Here is a 26,157-nt window from a genome sequence, read left to right as displayed (position 1 = left end):
CGAATGACGAACGATACAATCATGCCCATGACGCCGATCCGCTATGCCATCGCCCCGCTTCAACCTGAAGCGCATCTTTTCGCCGTCACCGTCACGGTGACTTCGCCCGATCCCGCCGGCCAGCGCTTTTTCCTGCCGGCCTGGATTCCGGGCAGTTACATGATTCGCGACTTCGCCCGCCATATCGTGCGCATCCGCGCCGATGCGGGCGGCAAGCCGGTGACCCTGACCAAGCTCGACAAGCAGAGCTGGCAGGCCGCGCCGGTCGACGTTTCCGCCGGTCCGCTCACGCTGAGCTACGAGGTCTACGCGTGGGACCTGTCGGTGCGCGCCGCGCATCTCGATACGACCCACGGCTTCTTCAACGGCAGCTCGGTCTTCCTGTGCGTGGAGGGACAGGAAGATCAGCCGTGCACGGTGGACATCCACGCGCCCGCCGGCGAGACCTACCGCAACTGGCGCGTCGCCACGGCAATGCGCGAGGCCTCGGGCCGTGAAGGTGCCAAGCGCTACGGCTTCGGCCGCTATCAGGTCGCCGACTACGACGAACTGGTCGATCACCCGGTCGAAATGGGTGATTTCCTGATGGCCAGCTTCCGCGCATGCGGGGCGCAGCATGACCTCGTGTTCACCGGCCGCGTGCCGCAACTCGACATCGACCGCGTTTGCCGCGACCTCAAGCGCATCTGCGAAGCTCAGATCCGCTTGTTCGAACCGCGCAGCGCACGCGCACCGTTCCTCGACAGCAATCGCCGCTACGTCTTCATGACGATGGTGACTACCGATGGTTACGGCGGCCTCGAGCATCGCGCCAGCACCGCGCTGATGTGCGCGCGCTCGGACCTGCCCGTGCTCGGCGACAGCGAGACCAGCGAGGGCTACCGCACCTTCCTGGGCCTGTGCAGCCACGAGTATTTCCATACCTGGAACGTCAAGCGCATCAAGCCCGCGGCGTTCGTGCCATATCGGCTGCAGGAGGAAACCTACACGCCGCTGCTGTGGCTGTTCGAGGGCTTTACGAGCTACTACGACGACCTCGTGCTGGTGCGCTCGGGCTGCGTGACCGACACGCAGTATGTCGAGATGCTGGCCAAGACCTGGAACGGCGTGCTGCGTGGCAATGGCCGCACCAAGCAGAGCGTGGCCGAAAGCTCGTTCGATGCGTGGACCAAGTACTACCGGCAGGACGAGAACGCGCCCAATGCCATCGTCAGCTACTACACCAAGGGATCGCTGGTGGCGCTGGTACTGGACCTGACCATTCGCGACAAGACCGGCGGACGGCGCTCGCTCGACGACGTGATGCGCGCGCTGTGGCAGCGCTATGGCCGCGATTTCTATGCGCCGGACGCCGTGCAGCGCGGCGTGACCGAGGCCGAAGTCCATGCGCTGTTCGACGAGATCACGGGCCTGCGCCTGGGCGCGTTGCTGCGCTCGCTGACCGATGGCACCGGCGAACTGCCGCTGGCGCCGCTGTTCAAGCGCTTCGGCGTGAAGGCCGAAGCGCAGAAGCCGGCCCGCACGGCGGCGCTCGGTATCAAGGTCAAGTCGGACGATGGCTGGGTGCGCGTGACGCAGGTGCTCGACGGCGGCGCAGCACAGGCCGGCGGCATCTCCGCGGGCGACTTGCTCGCCGCCGTGGACGGCCTGCGTGTCGCACCGGGCCAGCTCGACAAGCTGCTCGGACGCTACCGCGCCGGCGACCCGGTCACGCTGCATGTCTTCCGTCGCGATGAACTGCACGTGCTGCCACTGACGCTCGCGCGCGAACCGGCGGCACAGTACAAGCTGAACCTGGAGAGCGGGAAACACGCTTCGCGCACGCGCTGGCTGGGACGCTGAAGCGTCCCAGCCCGTCCGCATCCCGCCCGCATCTCCGCCCAGCCTGACCTAGCCACGCGTCCATGCAATACGCGCACGATCCCCGCACCTTCGTTTATTCGCACTATGTCTACCGTGGCCTGCGCTCGGCCACGGGGGTGATCGGCGCCACGCTGATCGCGCTGCAGTTTGCCGACCTGCCCACGGCGATGGTGATCTCGATGGGCGCGCTGTGCACGAGCCTGATGGATCTGCCCAGCCCGGTGAACCACAAGTTCAACGAGATGCTGGCCAGCGTGCTGCTGTGCGGTGGCGTCACGCTGGTGGTCGCGCTGGCAACACCGTTCCCGCGCGTGATGCCATTCGTGCTCGTGCTGGTCACCTTCATGGCCGGCATGATGTCGGTGTACGGGAACAAGACGTTGCCGCTGCAGTTCTCCACGCTGTTCGTGATGACGCTGACCATCAACGAGGACTTCGTGGTGCGCCGCGCGCTCGAGCACACGGCGTTGTTCATCCTCGGCGCCGTGGCGTATCTTGGCTACGCGATGCTGGTGAGCTGGATCACCGAACGCCGCACCAAGCAGCAGATCCTCGCGGAATCGCTGTACGAGATGGCTAGCTATCTGGAGGTCAAGGCCGCCTTCTACGACGCCGGCAACGATTACGAGGCGCAGTTCAACCGGCTAGTGCGCCAGCAGATCATCGTGGCCGAGCGCCAGCAGGCCGCGCGCGATCTGGTGCTGCGCGGCAACCGCACGCCGCATGACGGGCTGCTGGTGCAGGTCCACCTGCGCATGCTGGACCTGTACGAGTACATCCTGTCGACCAATACCGACTATCCGCTGCTGCGCCAGACCTTCGGCAGCACGCCGGTGCTCGACCACCTGCATCGGCTGGTGATGCTGATGTGCAAGGACGTCGAGGAGATCGCCTACGAAGTCACGCGCGGGCGGCCGTCCTACGCCGCCGTCGATTACCGCGACGACCTGCGTGCCGTGGAGCGCGAGATCGCCCAGCTGCGCCACCACCACATTTCGCCTGCGGCGATGACGGCGCTGTGCGAGACGCTGGACATGATTCGCGGCGCCATCACGCTGGTGGGACAGTTGCACGAAGCCTCGCGCACGCCTGTAGAGCCAGCCAAAGTGCTGCCCGGCGCCGACATGACGCCGTTCCTGACGCGCCAGAAATACGAACTCGGCGTGCTGCGCGACAACCTCAAGTGGCGTGCGCCGGCGTTCCGCTTCGCGATCCGTATCTCGATGGCGGTGGCGCTGGGGTTGTGGATCGCGGACCACCTGCCATACGCATCGCACGGCTACTGGATCCTGCTGACCATCATCGTCATCCTGAAGCCGAACTTCAGCATGACCAAGCAGCGCTACAACGACCGCGTGATCGGCACGCTGATCGGCTGCATCATTTCCGTGGGCATCCTGAAGGTGTTCCACGAACCGCTGGTGCTGCTCGGTTTCCTGTTCCTGGCACTGGTCGCGAGCGCGGCGTTCTCGACGATCAAATACCGCTACACGGCGATCGCGGCCTGCGTGCAGGTGCTTATCCAGATCAACCTGCTGATGCCGAACACGCAGAACGCGGCCGGAGAACGGCTCGTCGATACGGTGATCGGCGGCATCATCGCCTCGCTGTTCAGCTTCGTGCTGCCGAGCTGGGAATACCGCGCGATCCCGAAGCTCGTGGAAGGCGTGCTGCAGGCCAACCGCCGCTACATCGCCGCCACGCGCGACCTGCTGCTGCGCCGTGCCAAGGACGATTTCGCCTATCGCGTGCAGCGCAAGCAGTTCATGGACGCGCTATCGGCACTGATCGGCTCGTTCCAGCGCATGCTCGACGAGCCCAAGAGCCGGCACCGCGCGGTGGACAACCTGAACCGCTTCATCGTGCAGAACTACCTGGTCGCGGCGCACGTGGCGGCGGCGCGTATCCAGGTGCGCCAGCACTACACCGAGCTTGATATTCCTGCGGCGGAGTCTGCGATCGAACAGGCGACCGATGCGGCGAATCGCAGCCTGCAGCTCGCGATCGAACGATTGGCTGCGGACGACCGCTCGGGTAGCCGCGGCGCGGGCTTTATCCGGCCGAGCGAGCAGGTGGCCAGCGCCAGCGGTCCGTCGCTGGAAGGCCCGCCGCCCGAGCACGCCGATGACCGGCGTGCGCGGCTTGCCGATTCGGCCGACCGGCGCCGTGCCGATGAGCTTGCGCATGCGGCGGCGGCGGGGGAATCCGTTCAAGAGCCTGGCCCGACGGCAAGTTCGACCGGCCGTTCCGCCAATGCGGTGCTCGAGCGCCGGTTGCGCGCGCTGCGCGAGGATGCGGCGAAGATCGCGCTGCGCACCGGGGCGATCGGAAGGGCGATGCGGACGCGGGATTGAGGGCGGGGCAGGCTCGTACACCAATGGTGTGCCCCCCCCTCTCCCGCTTGCGGGAGAGGGGGGGGAGAGGGCAGGCGCATCTACGAAGTCGGGCGTATCGCATCGAGATACGCCTACCCTCTCCCCCAACCCCTCTCCCACAAATGGGAGAGGGGAGTCCGGGCCCTGAGTACTGGCAGGCAACGGTTCTATCCGGCAGCCTGCCCAGACTCTGCCTGCTCTTCCCTCGGCAACGTCAACATCCCGCTGTTATAGCTGTACTCATAAACCTCCCCATACCGGCCCCAGTCCACCGCCACGGACAGCACGCGCTCCGCTTCCTCGGGCTTGAGGAACGCCTCCAGCTCGCGCAGCACCTGCTCCTCGCCGACCTCGCCGTCTTCCGACGCTTCCAGTTCGCGCCGGATATGCGTGGCCAGCGCGACATGCGCGAGCAACTGCCTGCCGAACATCTCCTTGCGCACGGTCGGCTCGGCCGCGTAGTAATCGCGGCCAGCCGTGGTGACCGTGATGTCGCCGCGTTCGATATGCGCGAGCTGCAGCAGCTGCAGCGCTTCGCACGCGGGCAGCAGGTCGTCGTCGGTCAGGCCGGCTTCGTCGGCCAGGTGCGGCAGGTCCGCGCGGCCATGGAACGGCGGTTCGGACAGCAGGTCCAGGATGGCATCCATCTGGCTGATGTCCACCTCGGGCAAGCGGTAGCCGATCTGGCGCGACGGGGCCAGTGCGGGCGCGCGTGGCTCGGCCGCCGCGGGCGAGGTCATCAGCGTGTAGACCTCGTCGATCAGCGCGCGCACCTGGGCGTCGTCGCGATTTCGCGGGCGCGGGAACGGCACGCGCACTTCGGCACGGATGCGCCCCGGATCGCTCGACAGGATGACGATGCGGTCGGCCATCATCACTGCTTCCTCGATGTTGTGCGAAACGATCAGGATGCTTTTGATATTCGCACGGCCGCTTTCCCACAGGTCCAGCATCTCGTCGCGCAGGGTTTCGCCGGTCAGCACGTCGAGCGCGGAAAACGCCTCGTCCATCAGCAGCAGGTCGGGTTGGGTCACGAGTGCGCGGGCAATGCCCACACGCTGGCGCATGCCGCCGGACAGCTCGCGGGGCAGCGCGCCGTTGAAGCCGGCGAGCCCAATCATGTCGATCGCCGCTTCGGCGCGGCGTGCGCGCTCGGCCTTGGCGACGCCCTGCGCTTCGAGGCCGAGTTCCACGTTCTGCTGCACCGTGAGCCACGGGAACAGCGCGAACGACTGGAACACCATCGCGATGCCCTCGGCCGTGCCGGCCAGACGCCTCCCACGGAACTGCACGTCGCCGCGGTCGGCGCCGACGAGGCCGGCCATGATGCGCAGCAATGTCGACTTGCCCGAGCCGGACTTGCCGAGCATCGCCACGATCTCGCCTTCGCGCAGCGTCAGGTCGACGCCTTCGAGCACGGCGCGGTCGCTCTTGTTGGCCGTGCGGAAGATCTTGGAGACGCCGCGCAGCGCGATCACGGCCGGTGCCGTGACGGCGGGGTTCAGGTTTTCTGCCATCGTTGCCTTACAAGCGGGTGCGCTCCTGCGCGAGTTGATACAGGCGGTTCCACAGCAACCGGTTGAAGCCGACCACGAACAGCGCCATCACGCCGATGCCGAGCGCAATGCGCGGGAAATCGCCGCGCGCCGTGGTCTCGGCGATATAGCTGCCAAGGCCCGTGGCCACCAGCGTGCGGTCGCCCCAGGTCACGTATTCGGCCACGATGCTGGCATTCCACGAACCGCCCGCGGCCGTCACCAGTCCGGTCAGCAGGCTCGGGAACACGGCGGGGATCAGGAAGCGCTTCCACAGCAGCCAGCCACGCAGGCCGAAGTTGCGCGCGGCCAGCTTCAGCTCGGTCGGAATGCCCGAGGCGCCGGCCACCACATTGAACAGGATGTACCACTGGGTGCCGAAGATCAGCAGCGGGCTCAGCCAGATTTCGGGGTTCAGGCCGAAGCGCACGATCAGCATGACGACCAGCGGGAACATCAGGTTCGCCGGGAACGCCGCCAGGAACTGCGCCACCGGCTGCGCGATACGTGCGACGGACGGGTTCAGGCCAATGCGGATGCCGATGGGCACCCAGATCACTGCCGCCAGCGCGATCAGCACGATCACGCGCACCATGGTCAGGGTGCCGAGCCACAGCACATGGCCGACTTCGGCCCAGCCGACTTCGCTGTGCACGAAATACATCACGCGGCCCAGTGCGGCCATTGCCACCAGCAGGATGACAGCATTGCTGGCGCGCTCGCGCCATTGCACGCGGCGCGGATCGGGTTCAGCCGTCGCGGCGCCCTGGCGCCGTGCGCCCCACGCGAGCGTGCGCTCCGCCAGCGCCGCCGTGCGCGCGAGCAGCGCCCGCACCCATTCCGAGCGGCGCAGCAGGTCGAGCAGCCACGACTCCGGCTCCTTGTCCTGCGCCAGCGTCTCGAAACGGAAGCGGTCGGCCCATGCCACGAGCGGCCGGAACAGCAACTGGTCGTACACCAGAATGCCCACCAGCATCGCCAGGATGGCCCAGCCGATGGCGGCCAGGTTCTGCTGCTGGATGGCCAGCGCGATATAGGATCCGATGCCCGGCAGCCGGATGTCCTGGCCGGACACCGAGATGGCCTCTGACGCGACCACGAAGAACCAGCCGCCCGACATCGACATCATCATGTTCCACAGCAGTCCCGGCATGGCGAACGGCACTTCGAGCCGCCAGAAGCGCTGCCACGGCGACAGCCGGAACATGGCCGCCGCCTCGATCAGGTCGCCGGGGATCGTGCGGAACGACTGGTACAGGCTGAAGGCCATGTTCCAGGCCTGCGAGGTGAAGATGGCGAAGATCGCTGCGCATTCCACGCCGATCAGGTTGCCCGGGAACAGCGCGATGAAGCCGGTCACCGTGATCGACAGAAAGCCGAGCACAGGGATCGATTGCAGGATGTCCAGCGCCGGCACCAGCACCTTTTCGGCTGTGCGGTTCTTCGACGCCAGCGCCGCGAACGCGAGCGAGAACACCAGCGACGCCGCCAGCGCCGCGAGCATGCGGATGCTCGTGCGCATCAGGTAATAGGGCAGGTAGGCGATGTCCAGGTGTACCGTCATCGGCTCGCCGGGCACGAACGGCACGTTCATCTGCTGTGCCGCGAACGCCACCATGACGATGATCGCGAGGAGGATCGGCAGCAGCGCGAAATCGAAGCGGTTGGGCGGGGCAGTCAGCAACTGGCTGTCATAGCCAGGTGCTGGCGTGACCGGATGATCGTTGGCGGGCGGTTGCATCATGGCGCTTGGTGGCTGGACAACCGGCAGGCAGGTGCCGGCGGCGGAAGGGGCGGCCTGGGGGTCAGGCCCGGCAGGCGGCATGGGTGCCGCCGACATCACGCCTTGTGGCGCGCATTCTCTGGTAACGCCTGGGACAGCCGACTAGTTTACGTCTTGTGGGTGACGTGTCGATGTATCGTTGCTGTCGACATGCCGCAAAAGGAGCTTGCCATGGAAACCTGGCACATGACCGCGCATGGGCGCGTGCAGGGGGTCGGCTACCGAGCGGGCTGCGCGCAAGCGGCCATCGCGCTTGGGGTAAGGGGTTGGGTGCGCAACCGGGCCGACGGCACGGTCGAGGTCATGGCCTTCGGCACGGTCCAGCAGCTGGAGGCGCTGCGCAACTGGATGCAGGCCGGTCCGCCGGCTGCGCATGTCTCGCGCGTGGACATGGAGCCGGGGCAGGGATCGTTCGAGGATTTTGAGTTTCGGCCGACGGTATAGCCGCAGCCCGTCCGGCAGCAGACAGCGGTTCAGGCAGCCAGCCAATCCACCGGCGTCCTGCCATGCGCCTCGAGCCACCGGTTGGCCTCGCGGAAATGCCCGCAGCCAAGAAAGCCCCGATGCGCCGACAGCGGCGAGGGGTGCGGCGCCTCAAGCACGCAGTGGCTATCGGTCAGCAACGGCTTCTTGGCCTGCGCGTGGCTGCCCCACAGCAGAAACACCAGGTTCGGATGGCTCGCGGCCAGCGCGTGGATCACGCAGTCGGTCACGGCCTCCCAGCCACGGCGTGCGTGGCTCGCGGCCTGGCCTTGTTCCACCGTCAATACCGTGTTCAGCAGCAGCACGCCCTGGCGCGCCCAGCCTTCGAGGTTGCCGGACGCGCGCGGCGCCGGGCTGTCGCCATATTCGGCGGCGATTTCCTTGAAGATATTGCGCAGGCTCGGCGGCACCTTGATGCCGTCCGGCACCGAGAACGCCAGACCGTGTGCCTGCGGCAGTTCCACGCCGCCGACCACGCCGGTGCCGTGGTACGGGTCCTGTCCGAGGATCACGACCTTGACCGCATCGGGCGGCGTCAGGTGCAGCGCATGGAAGACCTCATGCGGGAAGACCGGCTTGCCCGCAGCGCGCTCGCCATCGACGAAGGCGGCCAGTTCCTGCCAGGCGGGTGCCGTCAAGCAGGGCGCGAGCAGGGCGCGCCAGTCGGCGGGCAGGGCGTCGGCTTGTGCTTGCAGCCCGGCGGTGGCGGCGGGCGGTGTGGCGGTGTCAGTCTCAATGGCAAAAAGATCGGCTTGCATGCGTACGAATGAGTGCGGAAGGGCAGGAGCGGATCAGGCGTCCGCGACACCGGCCAGCCGGTAGCCGCGAGCGGCCTTGCTGAGGTCGGAGGGCGTCAGGGCGGCAACGGCCTGCAAGCGTGCACCGAGTGCCCGCAGCGTGTCGGCGGCGCGGCTTTCATCGCCCGACAGCCATTCCAGTTCCAGTTCCTGGATGCGCTCCTGCGCGTGGGTGGCAGGGGCGGTGATGGTGCCGTTGTCGAGCGCGGCCTCGATGCGCGCGCCATCGTGTTCGAGAATCCAGACGCGGCGCGCAAAGTCGGTGCGAAAGACCGGCGCAAGGCGGTCGGCCAGCGGAGCGAGCAAGGCCCGCGCTTCATCGGGCAGCTTTTGCAGATCGATCGCCTCGCCGGCCACCTCGGTTTCCCACTCGTGCCGGCTCGCCAGCCCGCCCTGGCTCTGCCCCGCGGTCTTCAGCGTCTGCAGCCACTGCGGGCCCTTGCGGCGCAGGCGCAGCGCGGCGCGCGCGCGGGCCAGGTCGCGTTCGGGCGTATCGAGGTAGACGTTGAGCAGCGTGACTTCGCCCTTCGACTCGCCGTTGGCGTCGAGCCACGCGGCGATCGGGGCCAGCGCATCGTTGGGAACGGCGAGCTTCAGTTCGATTTCCATGGGCATGTCGTGTGGGAGACTCGGGGCGGACAAATGCGATCCCGGTGCAATAACTGCAATCCGGTCCCCTCTCCCGCTTGCGGGAGAGGGGAGCAAACCGGCAGCGTACTTCAGTGTTCGGCGGGGATTGTCACTCAGGTGAACAACCGTGCCAGTTCCACGCCCGGGTCCGGCGCGCGCATGAACGCTTCGCCGACCAGGAACGCATGCACATCGGCTTCGCGCATGCGCTTCACGTCGTTCGGGCCCAGGATGCCGGATTCCGTCACCACGAGCCGGTCGGCCGGCATGCTCGGCAGCAGGTCCAGCGTGTTGTCGAGCGAGACTTCGAACGTGCGCAGGTTGCGGTTGTTGACGCCGAGCAGAGGCGTCTTCAGGCGCAGTGCGCTGTCGAGTTCGTCGGCACCGTGGACTTCCACCAGCACATCCATGCCAAGTTCATGTGCGCACGCTTCCAGGTCGGCCATCAGGCCCGGGTCCAGCGCGGCGACGATCAGCAGGATGCAGTCCGCGCCCCAGCTGCGCGCTTCGTAGACCTGGTACAGGTCGACCATGAAGTCCTTGCGCAGGGCAGGCAATGGGCAGGCGCCGCGAGCGCGCTTCAGGTAGTCGGCGTGGCCCTGGAAGAAATTCACGTCGGTCAGCACCGACAGGCAGGCGGCGCCGTGGCTCGCGTAGCTCTCTGCAATCGCCTCGGGCACGAAGTTCTCGCGCAGCACGCCCTTGGACGGCGATGCTTTCTTGACTTCGGCGATCACGCCGGCGTGGCCGGCGGCGATCTTCTCGCGCAGCGCGCGTTCGAAGCCACGCGGCGCGAAGCCGGCTTCATGGCGCAGGCTCTCGGCCTCCGCGCGCAGGCTCGGCAGGTCGCGCTTCTTGCGCGCCGCAGAGACTTCGTCGGCCTTGACGGCCAGGATCTTGTCGAGGATGTCGGACATGGTTGCCTTACTTGAATTGCTGCGTGGCGCGCACGAAGTGGTCGAGCTTCTCGCGCGCGGCGCCGCTGGCGATGGCTTCGCGCGCGCGGCGGATGCCGTCTTCAATCGAATCGGCGACGTTGGCCGCGTACAGCGCGGTGCCTGCGTTAAGCGAGACGATCTCGCGCGGCGTGCCGGGCACGTTGCCGAGCGCTTCGAGCAGCATTTCCTTCGACTCGACTGCATCGGCAACCTTCAGGCCGCGGTTGGAAATCATCGACAGGCCGAAGTCTTCCGGATGGATCTCGTACTCGCGCACTTCCCCATCTTTCAGTTCGCCGACCAGCGTGGCGGCGCCGAGCGACACCTCGTCCATGCCGTCCTTGCCGTACACGACCAGCGCGTGCTTCGCGCCCAGGCGCTGCATCACGCGCACCTGGATACCGACGAGATCCGGGTGGAACACGCCCATCAGGATGTTCGGCGCGTCAGCCGGATTGGTCAGCGGGCCCAGGATATTGAAGATCGTGCGCACGCCCATTTCCTTGCGGATCGGCGCCACGTTCTTCATGGCCGGGTGATGGGTCGGCGCGAACATGAAGCCGATGCCGGTCTGTTCGATGCACTGGCCGACCTGCTCCGGCGTCAGCATGATGTTGACGCCCAGCGCTTCGAGCACATCGGCACTGCCCGACTTGGAGCTCACGCCGCGGTTGCCGTGCTTGGCGATCTTGGCGCCGGCAGCCGCCGCCACGAACATCGACGCGGTCGAGATATTGAAGGTATGCGAGCCGTCGCCACCGGTGCCGACGATATCGACGAAATTCTCGCGGTCCGTCACCGTGACCTTGTTGGCGAATTCGCGCATCACCTGCGCCGCGGCCGAGATCTCGCCGATGGTTTCCTTCTTCACGCGCAGGCCGGTCAGGATTGCGGCCACCATCACCGGCGTGATCTGCGCCTGCATGATCTGGCGCATCAGGTGCAGCATCTCGTCGTGAAAGATCTCGCGATGTTCGATGCAGCGGGTCAGCGCTTCCTGGGCGGTGATGGTCATGGCGGTCTCGGTCGGTTGGGTGGCGTGCGGCGCGATGGAAACGGATGGCGTGGCAGTGTCGAGCAGTCTCATCGCGTCGTCTTCAGGAAGTTGGCCAGCAGCGCATGGCCTTGTTCGGAAAGAATCGACTCGGGATGGAACTGCACGCCTTCGACGGCCAGCGTCTTGTGGCGGACGCCCATGATCTCGCCGTCAGGCGTCCAGGCGGTCACTTCCAGGCAGTCCGGCAGGGTCTCGCGCTCGATCGCCAGCGAATGATAGCGCGTCACGTCGAAGTGTTTGGGCAGGCCGGCGAACACGCCTTGCTGCGTGGTCTCGATGGTGCTGACCTTGCCGTGCATGACCTGCTTGGCGCGGATTACCTTGCCGCCGAACGCTTCGCCGATGGCCTGGTGGCCCAGGCACACGCCGAGCAGCGGCACCTTGCCGGCAAAGTGCTGCAGCACGGCAACCGAGACGCCGGCTTCCTTCGGGCTGCACGGGCCCGGCGATACGCAGATATGGTCGGGCTTGAGCGCCTCGATTTCCTCGATCGTGATCTCGTCGTTGCGGTACGTGCGCACGTCCTCGCCGAGTTCGCCGAAGTACTGGACGAGGTTGTAGGTGAACGAATCGTAGTTGTCGATCATCAGCAGCATGGCCTTTTCTCCCTTGTTCCCTCTCGTTCAGATGTCGGAGTCCAGGCCATCCTGGACCTGCTCGGCGGCGCGGATCACGGCGCGCGCCTTGGCTTCGGTTTCCCTCCATTCGGCTTCGGGGTCCGAGTCCGCAACGATGCCGGCTGCGGCCTGCACGTAGAGATTGCCATCCTTGATGATGCCGGTGCGGATCGCGATTGCCAGGTCCATCTCGCCGCCGAAGGACAGGTAGCCCACGGCACCGCCGTAGATGCCGCGCTTGCGCGGCTCCAGTTCGTCGATGATTTCCATCGCGTGCACCTTGGGCGCGCCCGACAGCGTGCCGGCCGGGAAGGTGGCGCGCAGGACGTCGAGGTTGCTCATGCCCGGGCGCAGCGTGCCTTCGACCGAGCTGACGATGTGCTGCACGTGCGAGTACTTTTCGATCACCATCTTGTCGGTGACCTTGACCGAGCCGGTCTCGGCGATGCGGCCGATATCGTTGCGCGCCAGGTCGATCAGCATCACATGCTCGGCGATCTCCTTCGGATCGTTGAGCAGTTCGGTGGCCAGTTGCGCGTCCTTCTCGGGCGTATTGCCGCGCGGACGCGTGCCGGCCAGCGGACGGATGGTGACGATATGCTCGTCGCGCGAATCGCCATTGGTGCCGACCTTGCGCGATTCCTGGCGCACCAGGATCTCCGGCGAGGCCCCGACGATCTGGAAATCGCCGAAGTTGTAGAAGTACATGTACGGCGACGGGTTCAGCGAGCGCAGCGCACGGTACAGCGACAGCGGTGCGTCGCGGTACGGCTTCATCAGGCGCTGGCCGATCTGCACCTGCATCATGTCGCCGGCCATGATGTATTCCTTGGCCTTGTGCACGGCGGCCAGGTAATCGGCCTTGTCGAACTCGCGGTAGACGTCGGTCTGCACCGACGGGCTGGTCACGGGCACATCCACCGGCTGGCGCAGCTTCATGCGCAGTTCGCGCAGGCGCTGGCGGGCGCGGGAGTAGGCTTCGGGCGTGGTCGGGTCGGCGTAGACGATCAGGTAGAGCTTGCCCGACAGGTTATCGATCACGGCCAGCTCTTCGCACAGCAGCAGCTGGATATCGGGCAGGCCGAGGTCATCGGGCTTCTGCGTGTTGGCCAGCTTCTTCTCGATATAGCGCACCGCGTCGTAGCCGAAATAGCCGGCCAGGCCGCCGCAGAAGCGCGGCAGGCCGGGGCGCAGCGCCACCTTGAAGCGGCTCTCGAACTCGGCGATGAAGTCCAGCGGATTGCCTTCGTGGGTCTCGACCACCTTGCCGTCGGTGACCACTTCGGCGCGGTTGCCGTAGGAGCGCAGCAGCGTGCGCGCATGCAGGCCGATGAACGAATAGCGGCCGAAGCGTTCGCCGCCGACCACGGATTCGAGCAGGAAGGTGTTGACGCCGCGCGTCTGCGACTGGGCCAGCTTCAGGTACAGCGACAGCGGCGTTTCCAGGTCGGCGAAGGCCTCGGCGATCAGCGGGATGCGGTTGTAGCCCTGGTCGGCCAGCGATTTGAATTCCAGTTCGGTCATGTCGATCCTCGTTTGCGGCGCGGCGGGTTCTTGTTGGCGCGGCGCCGTGGTGTCGGCAATTGGGCGGGAGCAGGCGCAAGGCCGCTCCGGGCTGCGGAACCGTGGTGCGGGATGACTGCGGACAAGACCGCACACGGCCGTGGCGGCGTGTGGCGCGTTCTTGAGCTAAACGTAGCATATGCAGCTACGCTTGCTGGCGGGGAGTGAAAGGGGATCCTGGTAAGGATGCCGGCACCCTGGCCGGTGCTGGCGAGCCTTCGGTACGAAGGCCGCTCAGCGGACTCGCGAACGCACTTTACGCCTGTTGGGAGGCGCGCCAGCGACGCCAGGGCCAAGCCTGCCGATCACTGCCAGAAGAGATGCGTTTGCGATTGAAGAACATTGAGGTGTTCAGGGCTATGAAAGTCTGATTGCCTTTGGACTGCCGGTTTTGAGCCGGATTTCAGCGCGTTTCGTGTGCAGAAAGAAGCTCTGCCACGCGGGCAATGGAATCGACTATACCATCGGCGTCAACGGCTTGTACAGGGTTGCCATGGTTGTAGCCATAGGGCATCAGCAGCACTCCCATGCCGGCCGCGCGCGCCGCCTGTGCATCGTTTTCCGAGTCGCCGATCGCCAGCATGGCGGACGGATCCAGGCGGAAAACCTCGGCCACCTTGAGCAGCGGGTACGGGTCAGGCTTGCGCAGCGGGAACGCGTCGCCGCCGTAGACCAGCTCGAAATACTGGGCCAGCCCGGTCTTTGCCAGCAGCGGCTCGGTGAAGCTGTACGGCTTGTTGGTCACGCAGGCCATGCGCAGCCCGGCCGCCTTCAGGGCCGCCAGGCCTTCGCGCACACCGGGGTAGATCTGCGAAAACTGGCCGTTGATGCGGATGTATTCGCGGTCGTAGAGTGCGTAGGCTTGCGCGAACAGGCCGTTGGCGTGCAGTGGCGAGAAACGCGCGTCCAGCACGCGCCGGATCAGGTTCTCCGAACCCTTGCCGACGAAGCTCACGATCTCCTGCTCGGACATCGGCGCGACCGGCCCCAGGTTCGGGTGCAGGTGCGCGAGCGCCAGCAGCATCGCGTTGATCGATGCGTGGAAGTCCCCGGCGGTGTCGACCATGGTGCCGTCCAGGTCGACGATCACGCCTTCGATGCCGCGCCAGTCGGTGCGGCGCAGCGTCATGCCGGCGCTCATCGCGGCGCTCACTGGCCGGCCTTGGCCAGCTCGCCGCGCAGCGCGGCAATGATGCCGCGGTAGCCGCCGTCCGCGTCGGGCTTGCCGAACACGGCCGAGCCGGCCACGAAGGTATCGGCGCCGGCCGCGGCGATCTCGGCGATATTGTCGACCTTCACGCCGCCATCCACTTCGAGCAGGATCTTGCGGCCGGTGCGCTCGGTGTAGGCATCGATGCGCTGGCGCACCGCGCGCAGCTTGTTCAGCGTCTCGGGGATGAACGACTGGCCGCCAAAGCCCGGGTTGACCGACATCAGCAGGATCACGTCGAGGCGGTCCATCACGTGGTCCAGGTGGTGCAGCGGCGTGGCCGGGTTGAACACCAGGCCGGCCTGGCAGCCGTTGTCGCGGATCAGCGCGAGCGAGCGGTCCACGTGTTCGCTGGCTTCCGGGTGGAAGGTGATGATATTGGCACCGGCCTTGGCGAAGTCCGGGATGATGCGGTCCACCGGGCGCACCATCAGGTGCACGTCGATCGGCGCGGTCACGTGCGGGCGGATCGCTTCGCAGACCAGCGGGCCCACCGTCAGGTTCGGGACGTAGTGGTTGTCCATCACGTCGAAGTGGATCCAGTCGGCGCCGGCCTCGGTCACGCGGCGGACTTCCTCGCCCAGGCGGGCGAAGTCGGCGGACAGGATGGACGGGGCGATGCGGTAGGTGGGCGTGCTCATGGCGGCGGGCGGAAAAAGGGGACTGTTGGGCGGCGGCATGGCGGAAATCCTGCCCCTGCGGGGCGATCCGGGACTGCCGGCCGGCGAATCGCGCGTATTTTACGCCTGTCCGCGCCGCAGGGCCGGGGCCGGTGCTGCACTTGCCGCTACCGGAGCCTTGCCGCACAATGCGCCTACCCTTGAGCCGGATCCCGCAGACCAGACAAATGAGCGAGTACGCCTTTTCCGTGGCGGTACGTACCCAGTACCTGCCCGACCAGTCCGACCCCGAACGCGGGCGCCACGCCTTCGCCTACACCATCACGATCCACAATACGGGCGAGGTTGCGGCGCAACTGATCTCGCGCCACTGGATCATCACTGACAGCGACAATGCGTCGCAGGAAGTCTCCGGCCTCGGCGTGGTCGGCCACCAGCCGCTGCTCAAGCCGGGCGAGCACTTCGAGTACACGAGCTGGGCCACGATCTCGACGCCGGTCGGCTCGATGAAGGGCGAGTATTTCTGCGTGGCCGAGGACGGACACCGCTTCGAGGTGCCGATTCCCGAATTCGCGCTGGTACTGCCGCGCATGCTGCACTGAGGCGCAAACTCGCGGCGCCGGGAACCTACTGGCGCGGCTGGCTGTCCTGATCCTGCGCGGGCGCCTCAGTCTGGCGCGACGCATGGTCGGTCGGGGCGCGGGTAGGGCGTGGATTTTTCTTCGCCGTACCCATGGTCCAGACCACGATGAAGATCAGCAGGAACAGCGCCACGCCGGCTTCGAGCGCGAACAGCAGCATCGGGTGGGCTTCAAGGAACTCGGACATGATCCTCGTACATGATCGGTAAGGCGGGCGTCCCTCACAGGCGCCGGCAACGGTGAAGACTGACGCCGGGCATTGTAGGGCATCGTCCCCGATGCATGCGCGGCGGCGCTGGACAATACGAACAGACAAGATGGCAATTCCGAATTCCCTTTCCACGTTTTCGCGATCCCAGGCCAGCCGTACCGGTGCGCCGTGGCGCGGCTGGCTGGCGCTGGCCGCCGGCGCCGCGCTGCTGGCCGGCTGCATGAGCGGGCCGCCGCCGCGCATCGAAACCGGTGGTACGCCCGGCACGACCGCGCCGACCCCGGGTGCGCAGAAGGGCCGCCTGCAGGCCGCGAACTGGAACGAGATCAGCGGCTGGACGCAGGACGACATGCGCGCCGCGTGGCCTGCGCTGCAGGCTAGCTGCCAGGCGCTGAAGAAGCGCGCCGAGTGGGGCCGCGCCTGTGCCGCAGGCCTGATGGTCGACGCCGGCGACCTCGGTGCCATGCGCGCCTACTTCGAATCCAACTTCCAGCCTTTCCGCGTGGTCAACGGCGACGGCACCGAAAGCGGCCTGATCACCGGCTACTACGAGCCCATCCTGCATGGCTCGCGCACGCGCCAGGGCCAATACCAGGTTCCGCTGTACCGCAAGCCGGCGCAGTTCGCCAACCGCGCACTGCCCGGGCGCGCCGAGCTGCTGCAGAATCCGGCGATGCGCGGCAGCGAACTGGTGTGGGTGGACGACCCCGTGGAAGCCGCGTTCCTGCAGATCCAGGGTTCCGGCCGCATCCGGCTGGCCAACGGCACCGTGATGCGCGTGGGCTTTGGCGGCACCAATGACCAGCCGTTCCGCTCGTTCGGCAAGTGGCTGCTCGACCGTGGCGAGATCACGCCGGCGCAGGCAACCATGCAGGGCATCAAGGCATGGGCGCGCGCCAATCCGTCGCGCGTCGAGGAAATGCTCAACGTGAACCCGCGCTTCGTGTTCTTCCGCGAACTGCCGCCGACCAATGACGGCCCGGTTGGCGCATTGGGCGTGCCGCTGACGGCGGAACGCTCGATCGCGGTCGATCCGGCCACGATTCCGCTCGGCGTGCCCGTGTTCCTGTCGACCACGCGCCCGCTGTCGACCGAACCGATCGAGCGGCTGATGTTCGCGCAGGACACCGGCAGCGCGATCAAGGGCGGGGTGCGCGCGGACTTCTTCTGGGGGGCAGGCGACGCCGCTGGCGAGACTGCCGGCCGCATGAAGCAGGGCGGCCGGATGTGGGTGCTGATGCCGCGCAGCTGACGCGCCGCGCGGTAACCGTCAGCGCGGGCGCTGGTCGACGATGCGCCGGGCCTTGCCGACCGAACGCTCGATGCCGCCGGTCGGCAGCACCTCGATGCCGGCGCTGACGCCGATATAGGCCTTGATATCGTGGGCCAGCGCGTCGCGCGCGGCTTGCGCCGTCGCCGGTTCGCCGCCGTGGGCGCATTCCACGCGCACGGTCAGCAGGTCCATCGGCCCTTCGCGCGTCAGCACGCACTGGTAGTGCGGCGCCAGTTCCGGGCGCTTCAGGATCAACTCCTCGATCTGCGACGGGAACACGTTCACGCCGCGCACGATCATCATGTCGTCGGTCCGGCCGGTGACCTTCTCCATGCGCCGGAACGCCGCGCGTGCGGTGCCCGGCAGCAGGCGGGTCAGGTCGCGCGTGCGATAGCGGACCACCGGCATCGCTTCCTTGGTCAGCGACGTGAACACCAGCTCGCCGAACTCGCCGTCGGGCAGCACCTCGCCGGTGTCCGGGTCGATGATTTCGGGGTAGAAGTGGTCTTCCCAGATGGTCGGGCCGTCCTTGGTCTCGGCGCATTCATTGGCAACGCCCGGGCCCATCACTTCGGACAGACCATAGATGTCGACGGCGGAGATATTCATGCGCTTCTCGATTGCCTGGCGCATTTCCGGCGTCCACGGCTCGGCGCCGAAGATGCCGACGCGCAGCGAGGTCGTGGCGGGATCAATGCCCTGGCGCTCGAATTCGTCGGCGATGGCGAGCATGTAGCTCGGCGTGACCATGATGATCTCGGGCTTGAAATCCATGATCAGCTGCACCTGGCGCTCGGTCTGCCCGCCGCCGAACGGAATCGCCGTGAGGCCGGCCTTCTCCACGCCGTAGTGCGCACCAAGGCCGCCGGTGAAGAGCCCGTAGCCGTAGCTGACGTGCACCTTGTCGCCACGCCGCGCGCCAGAGGCCCGGATCGAGCGCGCCATCACCGTGGCCCACGTGTCGATGTCCTTGAGCGTGTAGCCGACGACGGTCGGCTTGCCCGTGGTGCCCGACGACGCATGCACGCGCGCCACGCGATCCTGCGGCACCGCGAACATGCCGAACGGATAGTTGTCGCGCAGGTCCTGTTTTGTGGTGAACGGGAAGCGCGCGAGGTCCGCGAGCGTCTGGACCTGATCCGGATGCACGCCGGCCTCGTCGAACTTGCGGCGGTAGACCGGCGAATGCTCGTAGGCATGATGCAGCGACCATTTCAGGCGTTCGAGCTGTAGTGCCTGCAGCTCGGCGCGGCTGGCGGTCTCGATGGGCTCGAGCGGCAGATCGGTCAGGCGCGTGCTCATATCGTCTCCTGCACGTGGGGCGTTCATGTCGATTGCATCGTGTCATCGTCTTGTGCTGGGTCAGGCCACGGGCCTGGCGAACTTCAGGTGCTGCTGTCCGGCGGTACCACGTGTCCCTTGATCTGCGCCGACTTGCCGCGGAACATCGCCACGGCTTCGCCGGCGGCGTTGGTCACGCGGATATCGTAGATGCCGTGCCGCCCGGACAATGTCTGTTCCACCGCTTCGGCGGTCAGCACGTCGCCGCCATGCACGGGTTTGAGGAACTCGATGCTGCAGCCCGCTGCCACCGTATTGATATTGTGGCTATTGCACGCGAAAGCGAAGCTGGAGTCAGCCAGTGTAAACATCAGGCCGCCGTGGCAGATGCCGTGGCCATTGAGGAATTCGGGGCGCACCGGCATGGTCAACCTGGCATAGCCGGGCCGCACTTCCTGCACCACGATGCCGAGCCAGCGGCTGCAGGTATCGGCTTCATACATGGCGGCGGCGGCCGCCTCGGCGAGTGCCTGCGGATTCTTGGTCAAGCGGGTCTCCTGTCTCGATGGGGCGGCGCCCGGTGGCGCCTGCCGGTCAGCGGCCGGTGAACTTCGGCGCGCGCTTTTCCAGGAAGGCATTGACGCCTTCCGCATAGTCGGCGGACTGCCCAAGCTCGCGCTGCAGGTCGCGCTCGAGGTCGAGCTGTGCATCGAGGGTCGCGGTCGTACTCGCATACATGGCACGCTTGATGGCGGCGAGCGCACGCGTCGGCTGGGCTGCCAGGTGCGTGGCCAGCGCCAGCGCCTGCTCGTGCAGCAGCGGATCGTCCATGATTTCCCAGACCAAGCCCCATTTCTCGGCCTTTTCGGCCGTGAGCTTTTCGCCGGTCATGGCCAGGCCCATCGCGCGCGACATGCCGATGCGCTTGGGCAGCAGCCAGGTGCCGCCGGAATCCGGCACCAGACCGATCTTGACGAAAGCCTGGATAAAACTGGCCGAGCGCGCCGCCAGCACCATGTCGCAAGCCAGCGCGAGGTTGGCGCCGGCGCCCGCGGCAGTGCCATTGACGGCCGCCACGACCGGCATTGGCAGCGCCTGCAGGCGGCGCACGAGCGGATTGAAATAGCCGTCGATCAGGCCGCCCAGGTCGGTCATCTTCCCGGGCGTGAAGTCGAGGTCGGCCAGATCCTGTCCGGCGCAGAAGCCGCGGCCCGCGCCAGTCAGGAGCAGGGCGCGGGCGCCGCCGGCCTCCACATGATCGAGTGCCTGCTGCAGCGCGCCGTGCATCTCGCGCGTGAAGCTGTTGAGCTTGTCGGGGCGGTTCAGGGTGATGACAGCCACATTGCCTTGCCATGCAAGCAAGACCGGGCCGGAGTCCATACTGACCGGCTGGCCAGCGGGCGCGGACATCGGGGGCATTGTTGTCTCCTGCCTTGGTGTTCTCGGCGGGCGGCTTTAATTAACCGACCGATCGGTCGGTGAATGGTAGCATCAAAATCCGGCCGCGGGTGTGATGCACGACCGCCTGCTCCCACCCATTCAAGCCATTCCATGTGCCTTACCCGCGGCAACTCGAGCAGCTTTGCGCGATTGCCGGCGACCTCCGCAATGCCGGCGGAGGGTGTCGCTCTATAATCGCGCTGCCAGCAATAACCTCAAATCCGCCGGTCTCCGTACCCGGGACACCGGCGCGCCGTCTATTTGTATTGGATACCTCCATGAAGAAGTTCGCAGCACTACTCCTCATTTCGACCGTCGCGCTACTCGGTGCGTGCGGCAAGAAGGAATCGGCGCCTGCCGCCGGCACGGAGCCGGCTCCGGCTGCCGCCGCCAAGATCATCGTCGGCCTCGACGACAATTTCCCGCCGATGGGCTTCCGCGACAGCAATAACGAACTTGTCGGCTTCGATATCGACATGGCCAAGGAGGCGAGCCACCGCCTCGGCATGACGGTCGAGTTCAAGCCCATCGACTGGAGCGCCAAGGAAGCCGAGCTCAACGGCAAGCGCGTGGATGTGCTGTGGAACGGCCTGACCATTACTGAAGAGCGCAAGCAGAACATCAGCTTCACCGCTCCTTATATGACGAACCACCAGATCATCATCGTCGGCACCAACTCCCCGGTGAAGACCAAGGCTGACCTGTCCGGCCGCATTGTCGGCGCACAGGATGGCAGCAGCGCCGTGGACGCCATCAAGAAGGAAGCGCAGGTCGCGGGCAGCCTGAAGGAACTGAAGACCTTCGGCGACAACGTGACGGCGCTGATGGACCTGTCGGCCGGCCGCCTCGATGCGATCGTGGTCGACGAAGTCGTGGGCCGCTACCTGATCAGCAAGCGCGCAGGCGAATACCGTGTGCTCGACGAGAACTTCGGTACGGAAGACTACGGCGTGGGCGTGCGCAAGGACGATGCCGAGCTGCTTGGCAAACTCGACAAGACGCTGCATTCGATGAAGGAAGACGGTACGGCGGCCCGCATCGCCACCCGCTGGTTCGGCGCCGACATCACCAAGTAATCCGGATCGTTCGCGACGCCTCGTGCCCAATTGGCGCTGCGTCGCGCCTCATCGCGGCCCGCGCGCCGGCAAAGTATCAGCAGCCAGGCGCCCGGGATCCGAACCCCTCCCATCCGCGCAAGCATGGATTACGTCTTATCCCTTCTGCCGCCCTTGGCGCAGGGTGCGAAAATCACCCTCACACTATTTTTCATCACGCTGGCCCTGTCGGTACCGCTCGGTCTCGCGCTGGCGCTTGCCCGCATTTCGAAGTGGCCGCTGCTGAGCAGCCTCGTCAACGGCTATATCTGGCTGATGCGCGGCACGCCGCTGATGCTGCAGATGCTGTTCATCTATTTCGCGCTGCCGTTCGTGCCGGTCATCGGCGTGCGGCTGCCCGATTTTCCCGCCGCGGTGGTGGCGTTCGCGCTGAACTATGCCGCCTATTTCGCGGAAATCTTCCGCGCGGGCATCAAGTCGGTCGATCGCGGCCAGTATGAAGCCAGCAAGGCGCTCGGCATGACCTATTTCCAGACCATGCGCCGCGTGGTGCTGCCGCAGATGGTCAGCCGGGTATTGCCGCCGGTCAGCAACGAGACCATTACGCTGATCAAGGACACATCGCTGATCTACGTGCTCGCGCTCAACGATATTCTCCGCACCGCGCGCGGCATCGTGCAGCGCGATTTCACGACCACGCCGTTCCTGGTCGCAGCGCTCTTCTATCTGGTGATGACGCTGATCCTGACCTGGTTCTTCCAGAACCTCGAGAAACGCTATGCCAAACATGATGACTGACGCGGCCGGAGCCGATTCCAATCGTGCACCCATGGTCGCGGCGCGGGACATCGTCAAAGCGTTCGGGCCGCTGCAGGTCCTGCGCGGTGTCTCCCTGACTTTGCGCAAGGGCGATGTCACGGCGGTGATCGGGCCGTCGGGCTCGGGCAAGAGCACGTTGCTGCGCTGCCTCAACCATCTCGAGGTGATCGACAGCGGCACCGTTGAGATCGAAGGCGAGGCGCTTGCATCGACTGGCGCCGACGGCGTGGCAAAGTACGTGCCGGATACGGAAGTGCGCCGTATTTGCCGGAAGATGGGCATGGTGTTCCAGTCGTTCAACCTGTTCCCGCACATGACGGTGCTGCAGAACATCATCGAAGCGCCGATGACCGTCAAGGGTTTGTCGCGCGATGCGGTAGTGCCCAAGGCCGAGGAACTGTTGCGCAAGGTCGACCTGCTGGCCAAGCGGGACAGCTATCCCGCGCGCCTGTCCGGCGGGCAGAAGCAGCGCGTGGCGATTGCCCGCGCGCTGGCGATGGAGCCCGACATCATGCTGTTCGACGAGCCGACGTCGGCGCTCGACCCCGAGCTGACTGGCGAGGTTCTCCGCACCATGCGGCAACTGGCCGACGAACACATGACCATGCTGGTGGTCACGCACGAGATGGGCTTCGCGCGCGAAGTCGCCAATCATGTGGTGTTCATGGATGAAGGCAGGATCCTGGAGGAAGGGCCGCCCGAGCACGTATTTGGAGCCCCGGCCCATGCGCGTACTCGCGAATTCCTCGCGCACATGCTCTAGTTGCTGCAACTCGCCACCGCATGACAGTCGAAATTGTGCGGTGGCATCTTCCTAGGCGCTCCGCCGCCACCCCGTGGTTGCTGGCCGGGCCACGGCTCCCGCTGGTCACCTTTCTCCCCCTCGAAGCTGTCCGGCCGGCGATGCATGGTTCGCAATACGGCTAGCTCCGTCTTATTTCCCGTACAGAACCTACGTCCAATTTTCCCGCTGACACTGGTTGGAGGGTGCCGCCCGCCATTCCCGCATTTTTCCTATTTTAGATATGAGGGGCCGCGCGAAGCTGAAAAAGTGATGTATCAGCTGCCTGCGTGAGTTGCCAATCGGAATGCGATGTCGATGCAACCAAACATCAATTTGCCTGTCTTTATATCCAAACAAAGGTCTGGCAGACTCCATGGCTCCTTCCCGGGGCTCAGGATTCCGTTCAAACGTTCGAGCCGCCCGCGCGCATTTGCGCTTCCTCGATGCGCCTTAAAGCACCCAAAAGGGCAGGGCCGACCCCATTTCGGAAGCTGGAGAATCGATGTTGCAGAAAATGAAGCTGGCCAACGGCAAATCGCGGCCCCGTGCACTGGTTCTTTGCATTGGCGGCCTGGGGGATGTTGTATGGGCCAGCGCGTCCATCGACGCCCTGCGCGAAACCTATGGGAACGATATCGAGATCGACCTGCTGCTGAAGCACCGGTCTGGCGAACTGTTCAAGCACGATCCGCGCATCTCGCGGATCCTCATCCTGCGTGGCGGCCCCCGGCTGCCCTTGCTGGTGAATCCGCACAAGTGGCTGATACTCGCGCAGGCGCTGGTCCGCTATCCCTATCACCTGATCCTGGACCTGACCATCAACCGGACGGACTTTTTCCCGAGTCTTGGCTGGTGCTTCCCGGCCGCTCACAAGGTCAAGGTCTACAAGGTGCGTCAGGAAGTGGATCCGCCGGACACCCACAGGACAACGGTCGTCCAGCGCCTGCTCGCCTATTGCACGCCTGAGCATATTGCACAGCGGGCCATGCCTTCGCTGAGGAGGCCGGATATCGATATCCGGGCGCGCTACGGGCTGGCATCGCCCTTTATCTGCCTGCATACCGGCAACAGCTCGTTCTATCACAACAGAGCCAACACGCGACTCTGGCCTGTGGGGAGATGGATCGAGTTGCTGGACGGATGGTCGCGATACTTCCCGCGCCATCAACCGGTGCTTATTGGTACACCGGCCGAAGCAGAGCATATTGCGCGGATAGCGGACAAGTTTCCGGGCGTCATCAACCTGTGCGGCAAGACGCCGCTGCCGGAAATGATGGCGCTGATCGCCGACGCGGATCTTCTGATCGGCACGGATACCGGGCCAACCCACGTCGCGGCGGCGTTCGGTACGCCGGTCATCGCGATTTTCGGTCCGACGCTTTCTCACGTGACAGGTCCGGCCGGGGACAGCAACCGCCTGCGCATCGTCAAGCCATCGACGGGCACGTTGATCGAGGACGTGCAGGTGGATCAGGTCGTGCAGGCGTCCTATGCGCTTATTTCGGCCGATGGGAATCCCCGTGCGGCAGATGCGGCAACGAAGAACGGCGATCGACCCCTGAACAGGCAAGCCCCGCAAAAGGGTTTGTGGGCCAAGCCAGGTGGTCTCGCGAATGCCGGCGGTCGCGCCGTCATCGCGCCTGCCACCCCGCGCGGATAGTCCCAATTGCCGCGGCAACGTGGCAAACTCTCCGGCTGCATTTGCCTACAAAGGAGAAGACATGTCGTACGAGAACATCCTCGTGGAAACGCGCGGCCGCGTCGGGCTGGTCACGCTGCACCGCCCGAAGGCGCTGAATGCGCTCAATGACGCACTGATGGATGAACTGGGCGCCGCACTGACGGCGTTCGACAAGGATGAGAACATCGGTGCCATCGTGATTACTGGCAGCGAAAAAGCGTTCGCGGCCGGCGCCGATATTGGCATGATGGCCAAGTACTCGTTCATGGACGTGTACAAGGGCGACTACATTACCCGTAACTGGGAAACGATCCGTACCATCCGCAAGCCGGTGATTGCGGCCGTGGCAGGCTACGCGCTCGGCGGCGGCTCGGAACTCGCGATGATGTGCGACATCATCATTGCCGCCGAGAACGCGCGCTTCGGGCAGCCCGAAGTCAAGCTCGGTACCATGCCCGGCGCCGGCGGCACCCAGCGCATGCCGCGCGCGGTGTCCAAGGCCAAAGCCATGGACCTGTGCCTGACCGCCCGCATGATGGATGCCGCCGAGGCGGAGCGCGCCGGCCTGGTCTCGCGCGTGGTGCCGGCGGACAAACTGCTGGACGAAGCCCTCGCGGCGGCGGAGACCATTGCCGGCTACTCGTTGCCCGTGGTCATGATGATCAAGGAATCGATCAACGCGGCCTACGAGACTACGCTCGCCGAAGGCGTGCGCTTCGAGCGCCGGTTGTTCCATGCGACGTTTGCCAGCGAAGACCAGAAGGAAGGCATGGCTGCTTTTGTCGAGAAACGCAGCCCTGACTTCAAGCATCGCTGATCACTGGATAGGGGAATACCCGAGGCTTTCTCAGGGGTATTCAGTTTCCCGGTGCTAAAAGGAACGCCGTATTCCCTTATCGATCAAAGAGTTGGGTGAATTGGATGGTGCAGGTTGCTGTGCCGTTGTGACAAAGGTGTTGCAACCCTCGGCAAACCGGCCTAATATTCGCCCCCTCGCAACACAACGCGGCGCTGCAAAGCAGGGCTGGCAAGGGTTGCGGGGTCGATTGGGTGGTTCGAAGCGAGGTGTTTGGCGCGACGAACCGAAGCAAAAAAAGATGCTGACCCGGTTGACGAAACGAAGAAAGTTCTGCATAATCTCGTTTCTCTGCTGCTGACGCAGCGACGCAAACGGCAAAGCCGGTAGCGTGGTCCGCAAGGACGGGTTCTTTAACAACCAAACAACCGATAAGTGTGGGCGCTGGGTAGCGGACGCACGAAGTCTTCGGACTTCGGAGCTTCAAAAGTTATCAGTGCTCGCACAGCAAAACGTGACTGGATTTTCGGATCTGGTCAGTCAGTTTTCTGAGAGTGAGCGACCGCTCGAAAGAGCGAGGACCTTCGGGTCCATACAGAGATTGAACTGAAGAGTTTGATCCTGGCTCAGATTGAACGCTGGCGGCATGCCTTACACATGCAAGTCGAACGGCAGCACGGGCTTCGGCCTGGTGGCGAGTGGCGA

General features: G+C 65.5%; 24 protein-coding genes and 1 rRNA gene. 11 read left to right on the top strand and 14 right to left on the bottom strand.

Going from position 1 to position 26,157, the window contains the following annotated elements:
* Positions 1-27 precede the first annotated feature (27 nt).
* Both KHO41_RS34310 and KHO41_RS34305 read left to right on the top strand, forming a co-directional pair.
* Entirely contained in the window at positions 28-1,842 is a 1,815-nt protein-coding gene (locus KHO41_RS34310) for a M61 family metallopeptidase (RefSeq protein WP_211957695.1), read from the top strand.
* A 62-nt stretch (positions 1,843-1,904) separates the two neighbouring features.
* A complete protein-coding gene (locus KHO41_RS34305; protein ID WP_211957673.1) occupies positions 1,905-4,217 on the top strand; it encodes an FUSC family protein in 2,313 nt (770 codons plus the stop codon).
* Positions 4,218-4,405: 188 nt separating this feature from the next.
* Here the strand turns inward: KHO41_RS34305 and KHO41_RS34300 are convergent, their stop codons facing one another.
* Together KHO41_RS34300 and KHO41_RS34295 are read right to left on the bottom strand one after the other, a co-directional pair.
* The gene (locus KHO41_RS34300) at positions 4,406-5,755 is read right to left on the bottom strand and encodes an ABC transporter ATP-binding protein (RefSeq protein ID WP_211957672.1); all 1,350 of its coding nucleotides are present in this window, start codon (positions 5,753-5,755) and stop codon (positions 4,406-4,408) included.
* A gap of 7 nt (positions 5,756-5,762) precedes the next feature.
* Positions 5,763-7,517 carry an ABC transporter permease gene (locus KHO41_RS34295; RefSeq protein WP_376989890.1) on the bottom strand — a complete coding sequence of 585 codons (1,755 nt, stop codon included), beginning with the start codon at positions 7,515-7,517 and terminating at the stop codon, positions 5,763-5,765.
* Positions 7,518-7,727: 210 nt separating this feature from the next.
* Between KHO41_RS34295 and KHO41_RS34290 the strand changes: the two genes are divergently transcribed.
* On the top strand, positions 7,728-8,000 hold the full coding sequence (locus KHO41_RS34290) for an acylphosphatase (protein WP_211957671.1): 273 nt from the start codon (positions 7,728-7,730) through the stop codon (positions 7,998-8,000).
* 29 nt (positions 8,001-8,029) lie between these two features.
* Here the strand turns inward: KHO41_RS34290 and KHO41_RS34285 are convergent, their stop codons facing one another.
* The 8 genes from KHO41_RS34285 to rpe form a co-directional block, all read right to left on the bottom strand.
* Positions 8,030-8,797 carry a uracil-DNA glycosylase gene (locus KHO41_RS34285; RefSeq protein ID WP_211957670.1) on the bottom strand — a complete coding sequence of 256 codons (768 nt, stop codon included), beginning with the start codon at positions 8,795-8,797 and terminating at the stop codon, positions 8,030-8,032.
* A 33-nt stretch (positions 8,798-8,830) separates the two neighbouring features.
* On the bottom strand, positions 8,831-9,451 hold the full coding sequence (locus KHO41_RS34280; protein WP_211957669.1) for a CYTH domain-containing protein: 621 nt from the start codon (positions 9,449-9,451) through the stop codon (positions 8,831-8,833).
* 128 nt (positions 9,452-9,579) lie between these two features.
* Positions 9,580-10,383 carry an indole-3-glycerol phosphate synthase TrpC gene (trpC, locus tag KHO41_RS34275; protein WP_211957668.1) on the bottom strand — a complete coding sequence of 268 codons (804 nt, stop codon included), beginning with the start codon at positions 10,381-10,383 and terminating at the stop codon, positions 9,580-9,582.
* A gap of 7 nt (positions 10,384-10,390) precedes the next feature.
* The gene (gene trpD / locus KHO41_RS34270; protein WP_211957693.1) at positions 10,391-11,419 is read right to left on the bottom strand and encodes an anthranilate phosphoribosyltransferase; all 1,029 of its coding nucleotides are present in this window, start codon (positions 11,417-11,419) and stop codon (positions 10,391-10,393) included.
* A gap of 68 nt (positions 11,420-11,487) precedes the next feature.
* Positions 11,488-12,057, bottom strand: a complete 570-nt coding sequence (locus tag KHO41_RS34265) for an aminodeoxychorismate/anthranilate synthase component II (protein WP_211957667.1) — start codon at positions 12,055-12,057, stop codon at positions 11,488-11,490.
* Between the two features lie 27 nt (positions 12,058-12,084).
* Positions 12,085-13,602, bottom strand: a complete 1,518-nt coding sequence (gene trpE, locus KHO41_RS34260) for an anthranilate synthase component I (protein ID WP_211957666.1) — start codon at positions 13,600-13,602, stop codon at positions 12,085-12,087.
* Between the two features lie 442 nt (positions 13,603-14,044).
* A complete protein-coding gene (locus KHO41_RS34255) occupies positions 14,045-14,782 on the bottom strand; it encodes a phosphoglycolate phosphatase (RefSeq protein ID WP_211957665.1) in 738 nt (245 codons plus the stop codon).
* A gap of 8 nt (positions 14,783-14,790) precedes the next feature.
* Complete coding sequence (rpe, locus tag KHO41_RS34250) at positions 14,791-15,492, bottom strand: ribulose-phosphate 3-epimerase (RefSeq protein ID WP_211957692.1); 702 nt, start codon at positions 15,490-15,492, stop codon at positions 14,791-14,793.
* 206 nt (positions 15,493-15,698) lie between these two features.
* On the opposite strand from rpe, the gene apaG reads away from it, so the two are divergent.
* The gene (apaG, locus tag KHO41_RS34245; RefSeq protein WP_041679716.1) at positions 15,699-16,073 is read left to right on the top strand and encodes a Co2+/Mg2+ efflux protein ApaG; all 375 of its coding nucleotides are present in this window, start codon (positions 15,699-15,701) and stop codon (positions 16,071-16,073) included.
* Positions 16,074-16,098: 25 nt separating this feature from the next.
* Here apaG and KHO41_RS34240 read toward each other — a convergent pair whose 3' ends face one another.
* Complete coding sequence (locus KHO41_RS34240; protein ID WP_211957664.1) at positions 16,099-16,299, bottom strand: hypothetical protein; 201 nt, start codon at positions 16,297-16,299, stop codon at positions 16,099-16,101.
* A gap of 130 nt (positions 16,300-16,429) precedes the next feature.
* On the opposite strand from KHO41_RS34240, the gene mltA reads away from it, so the two are divergent.
* A complete protein-coding gene (gene mltA, locus KHO41_RS34235) occupies positions 16,430-17,575 on the top strand; it encodes a murein transglycosylase A (protein WP_211957663.1) in 1,146 nt (381 codons plus the stop codon).
* An 18-nt stretch (positions 17,576-17,593) separates the two neighbouring features.
* On the opposite strand, the gene paaK is transcribed toward mltA, so the two are convergent.
* The 3 genes from paaK to paaG form a co-directional block, all read right to left on the bottom strand.
* Positions 17,594-18,898 (bottom strand): phenylacetate--CoA ligase PaaK, encoded by a 1,305-nt coding sequence (paaK, locus tag KHO41_RS34230; protein ID WP_211957662.1) that lies wholly within the window; start codon positions 18,896-18,898, stop codon positions 17,594-17,596.
* Between the two features lie 83 nt (positions 18,899-18,981).
* Positions 18,982-19,425 (bottom strand): hydroxyphenylacetyl-CoA thioesterase PaaI, encoded by a 444-nt coding sequence (gene paaI, locus KHO41_RS34225; protein WP_211957661.1) that lies wholly within the window; start codon positions 19,423-19,425, stop codon positions 18,982-18,984.
* A 46-nt stretch (positions 19,426-19,471) separates the two neighbouring features.
* Positions 19,472-20,257 (bottom strand): 2-(1,2-epoxy-1,2-dihydrophenyl)acetyl-CoA isomerase PaaG, encoded by a 786-nt coding sequence (gene paaG / locus KHO41_RS34220; protein ID WP_211957691.1) that lies wholly within the window; start codon positions 20,255-20,257, stop codon positions 19,472-19,474.
* A 338-nt stretch (positions 20,258-20,595) separates the two neighbouring features.
* On the opposite strand from paaG, the gene KHO41_RS34215 reads away from it, so the two are divergent.
* The 6 genes from KHO41_RS34215 to KHO41_RS34190 form a co-directional block, all read left to right on the top strand.
* Positions 20,596-21,393: an amino acid ABC transporter substrate-binding protein gene (locus KHO41_RS34215; protein ID WP_211957660.1), complete on the top strand. Its 798-nt coding sequence runs from the start codon at positions 20,596-20,598 to the stop codon at positions 21,391-21,393.
* A gap of 123 nt (positions 21,394-21,516) precedes the next feature.
* Positions 21,517-22,170: an amino acid ABC transporter permease gene (locus tag KHO41_RS34210; protein WP_211957659.1), complete on the top strand. Its 654-nt coding sequence runs from the start codon at positions 21,517-21,519 to the stop codon at positions 22,168-22,170.
* Positions 22,171-22,201: 31 nt separating this feature from the next.
* Complete coding sequence (locus KHO41_RS34205) at positions 22,202-22,954, top strand: amino acid ABC transporter ATP-binding protein (protein WP_211957690.1); 753 nt, start codon at positions 22,202-22,204, stop codon at positions 22,952-22,954.
* Between the two features lie 535 nt (positions 22,955-23,489).
* On the top strand, positions 23,490-24,635 hold the full coding sequence (locus KHO41_RS34200) for a glycosyltransferase family 9 protein (RefSeq protein WP_244874163.1): 1,146 nt from the start codon (positions 23,490-23,492) through the stop codon (positions 24,633-24,635).
* Positions 24,636-24,696: 61 nt separating this feature from the next.
* Positions 24,697-25,473 carry an enoyl-CoA hydratase gene (locus KHO41_RS34195; protein ID WP_211957657.1) on the top strand — a complete coding sequence of 259 codons (777 nt, stop codon included), beginning with the start codon at positions 24,697-24,699 and terminating at the stop codon, positions 25,471-25,473.
* Between the two features lie 582 nt (positions 25,474-26,055).
* Positions 26,056-26,157 (top strand): 16S ribosomal RNA (locus KHO41_RS34190); the annotation flags it as partial.

It is taken from the genome of Cupriavidus numazuensis (assembly GCF_905397435.1).
Lineage (GTDB): Bacteria > Pseudomonadota > Gammaproteobacteria > Burkholderiales > Burkholderiaceae > Cupriavidus > Cupriavidus numazuensis.
Note: the sequence above shows the minus strand (reverse complement) of the source record. Positions and strands in the feature narration are given on the sequence as shown.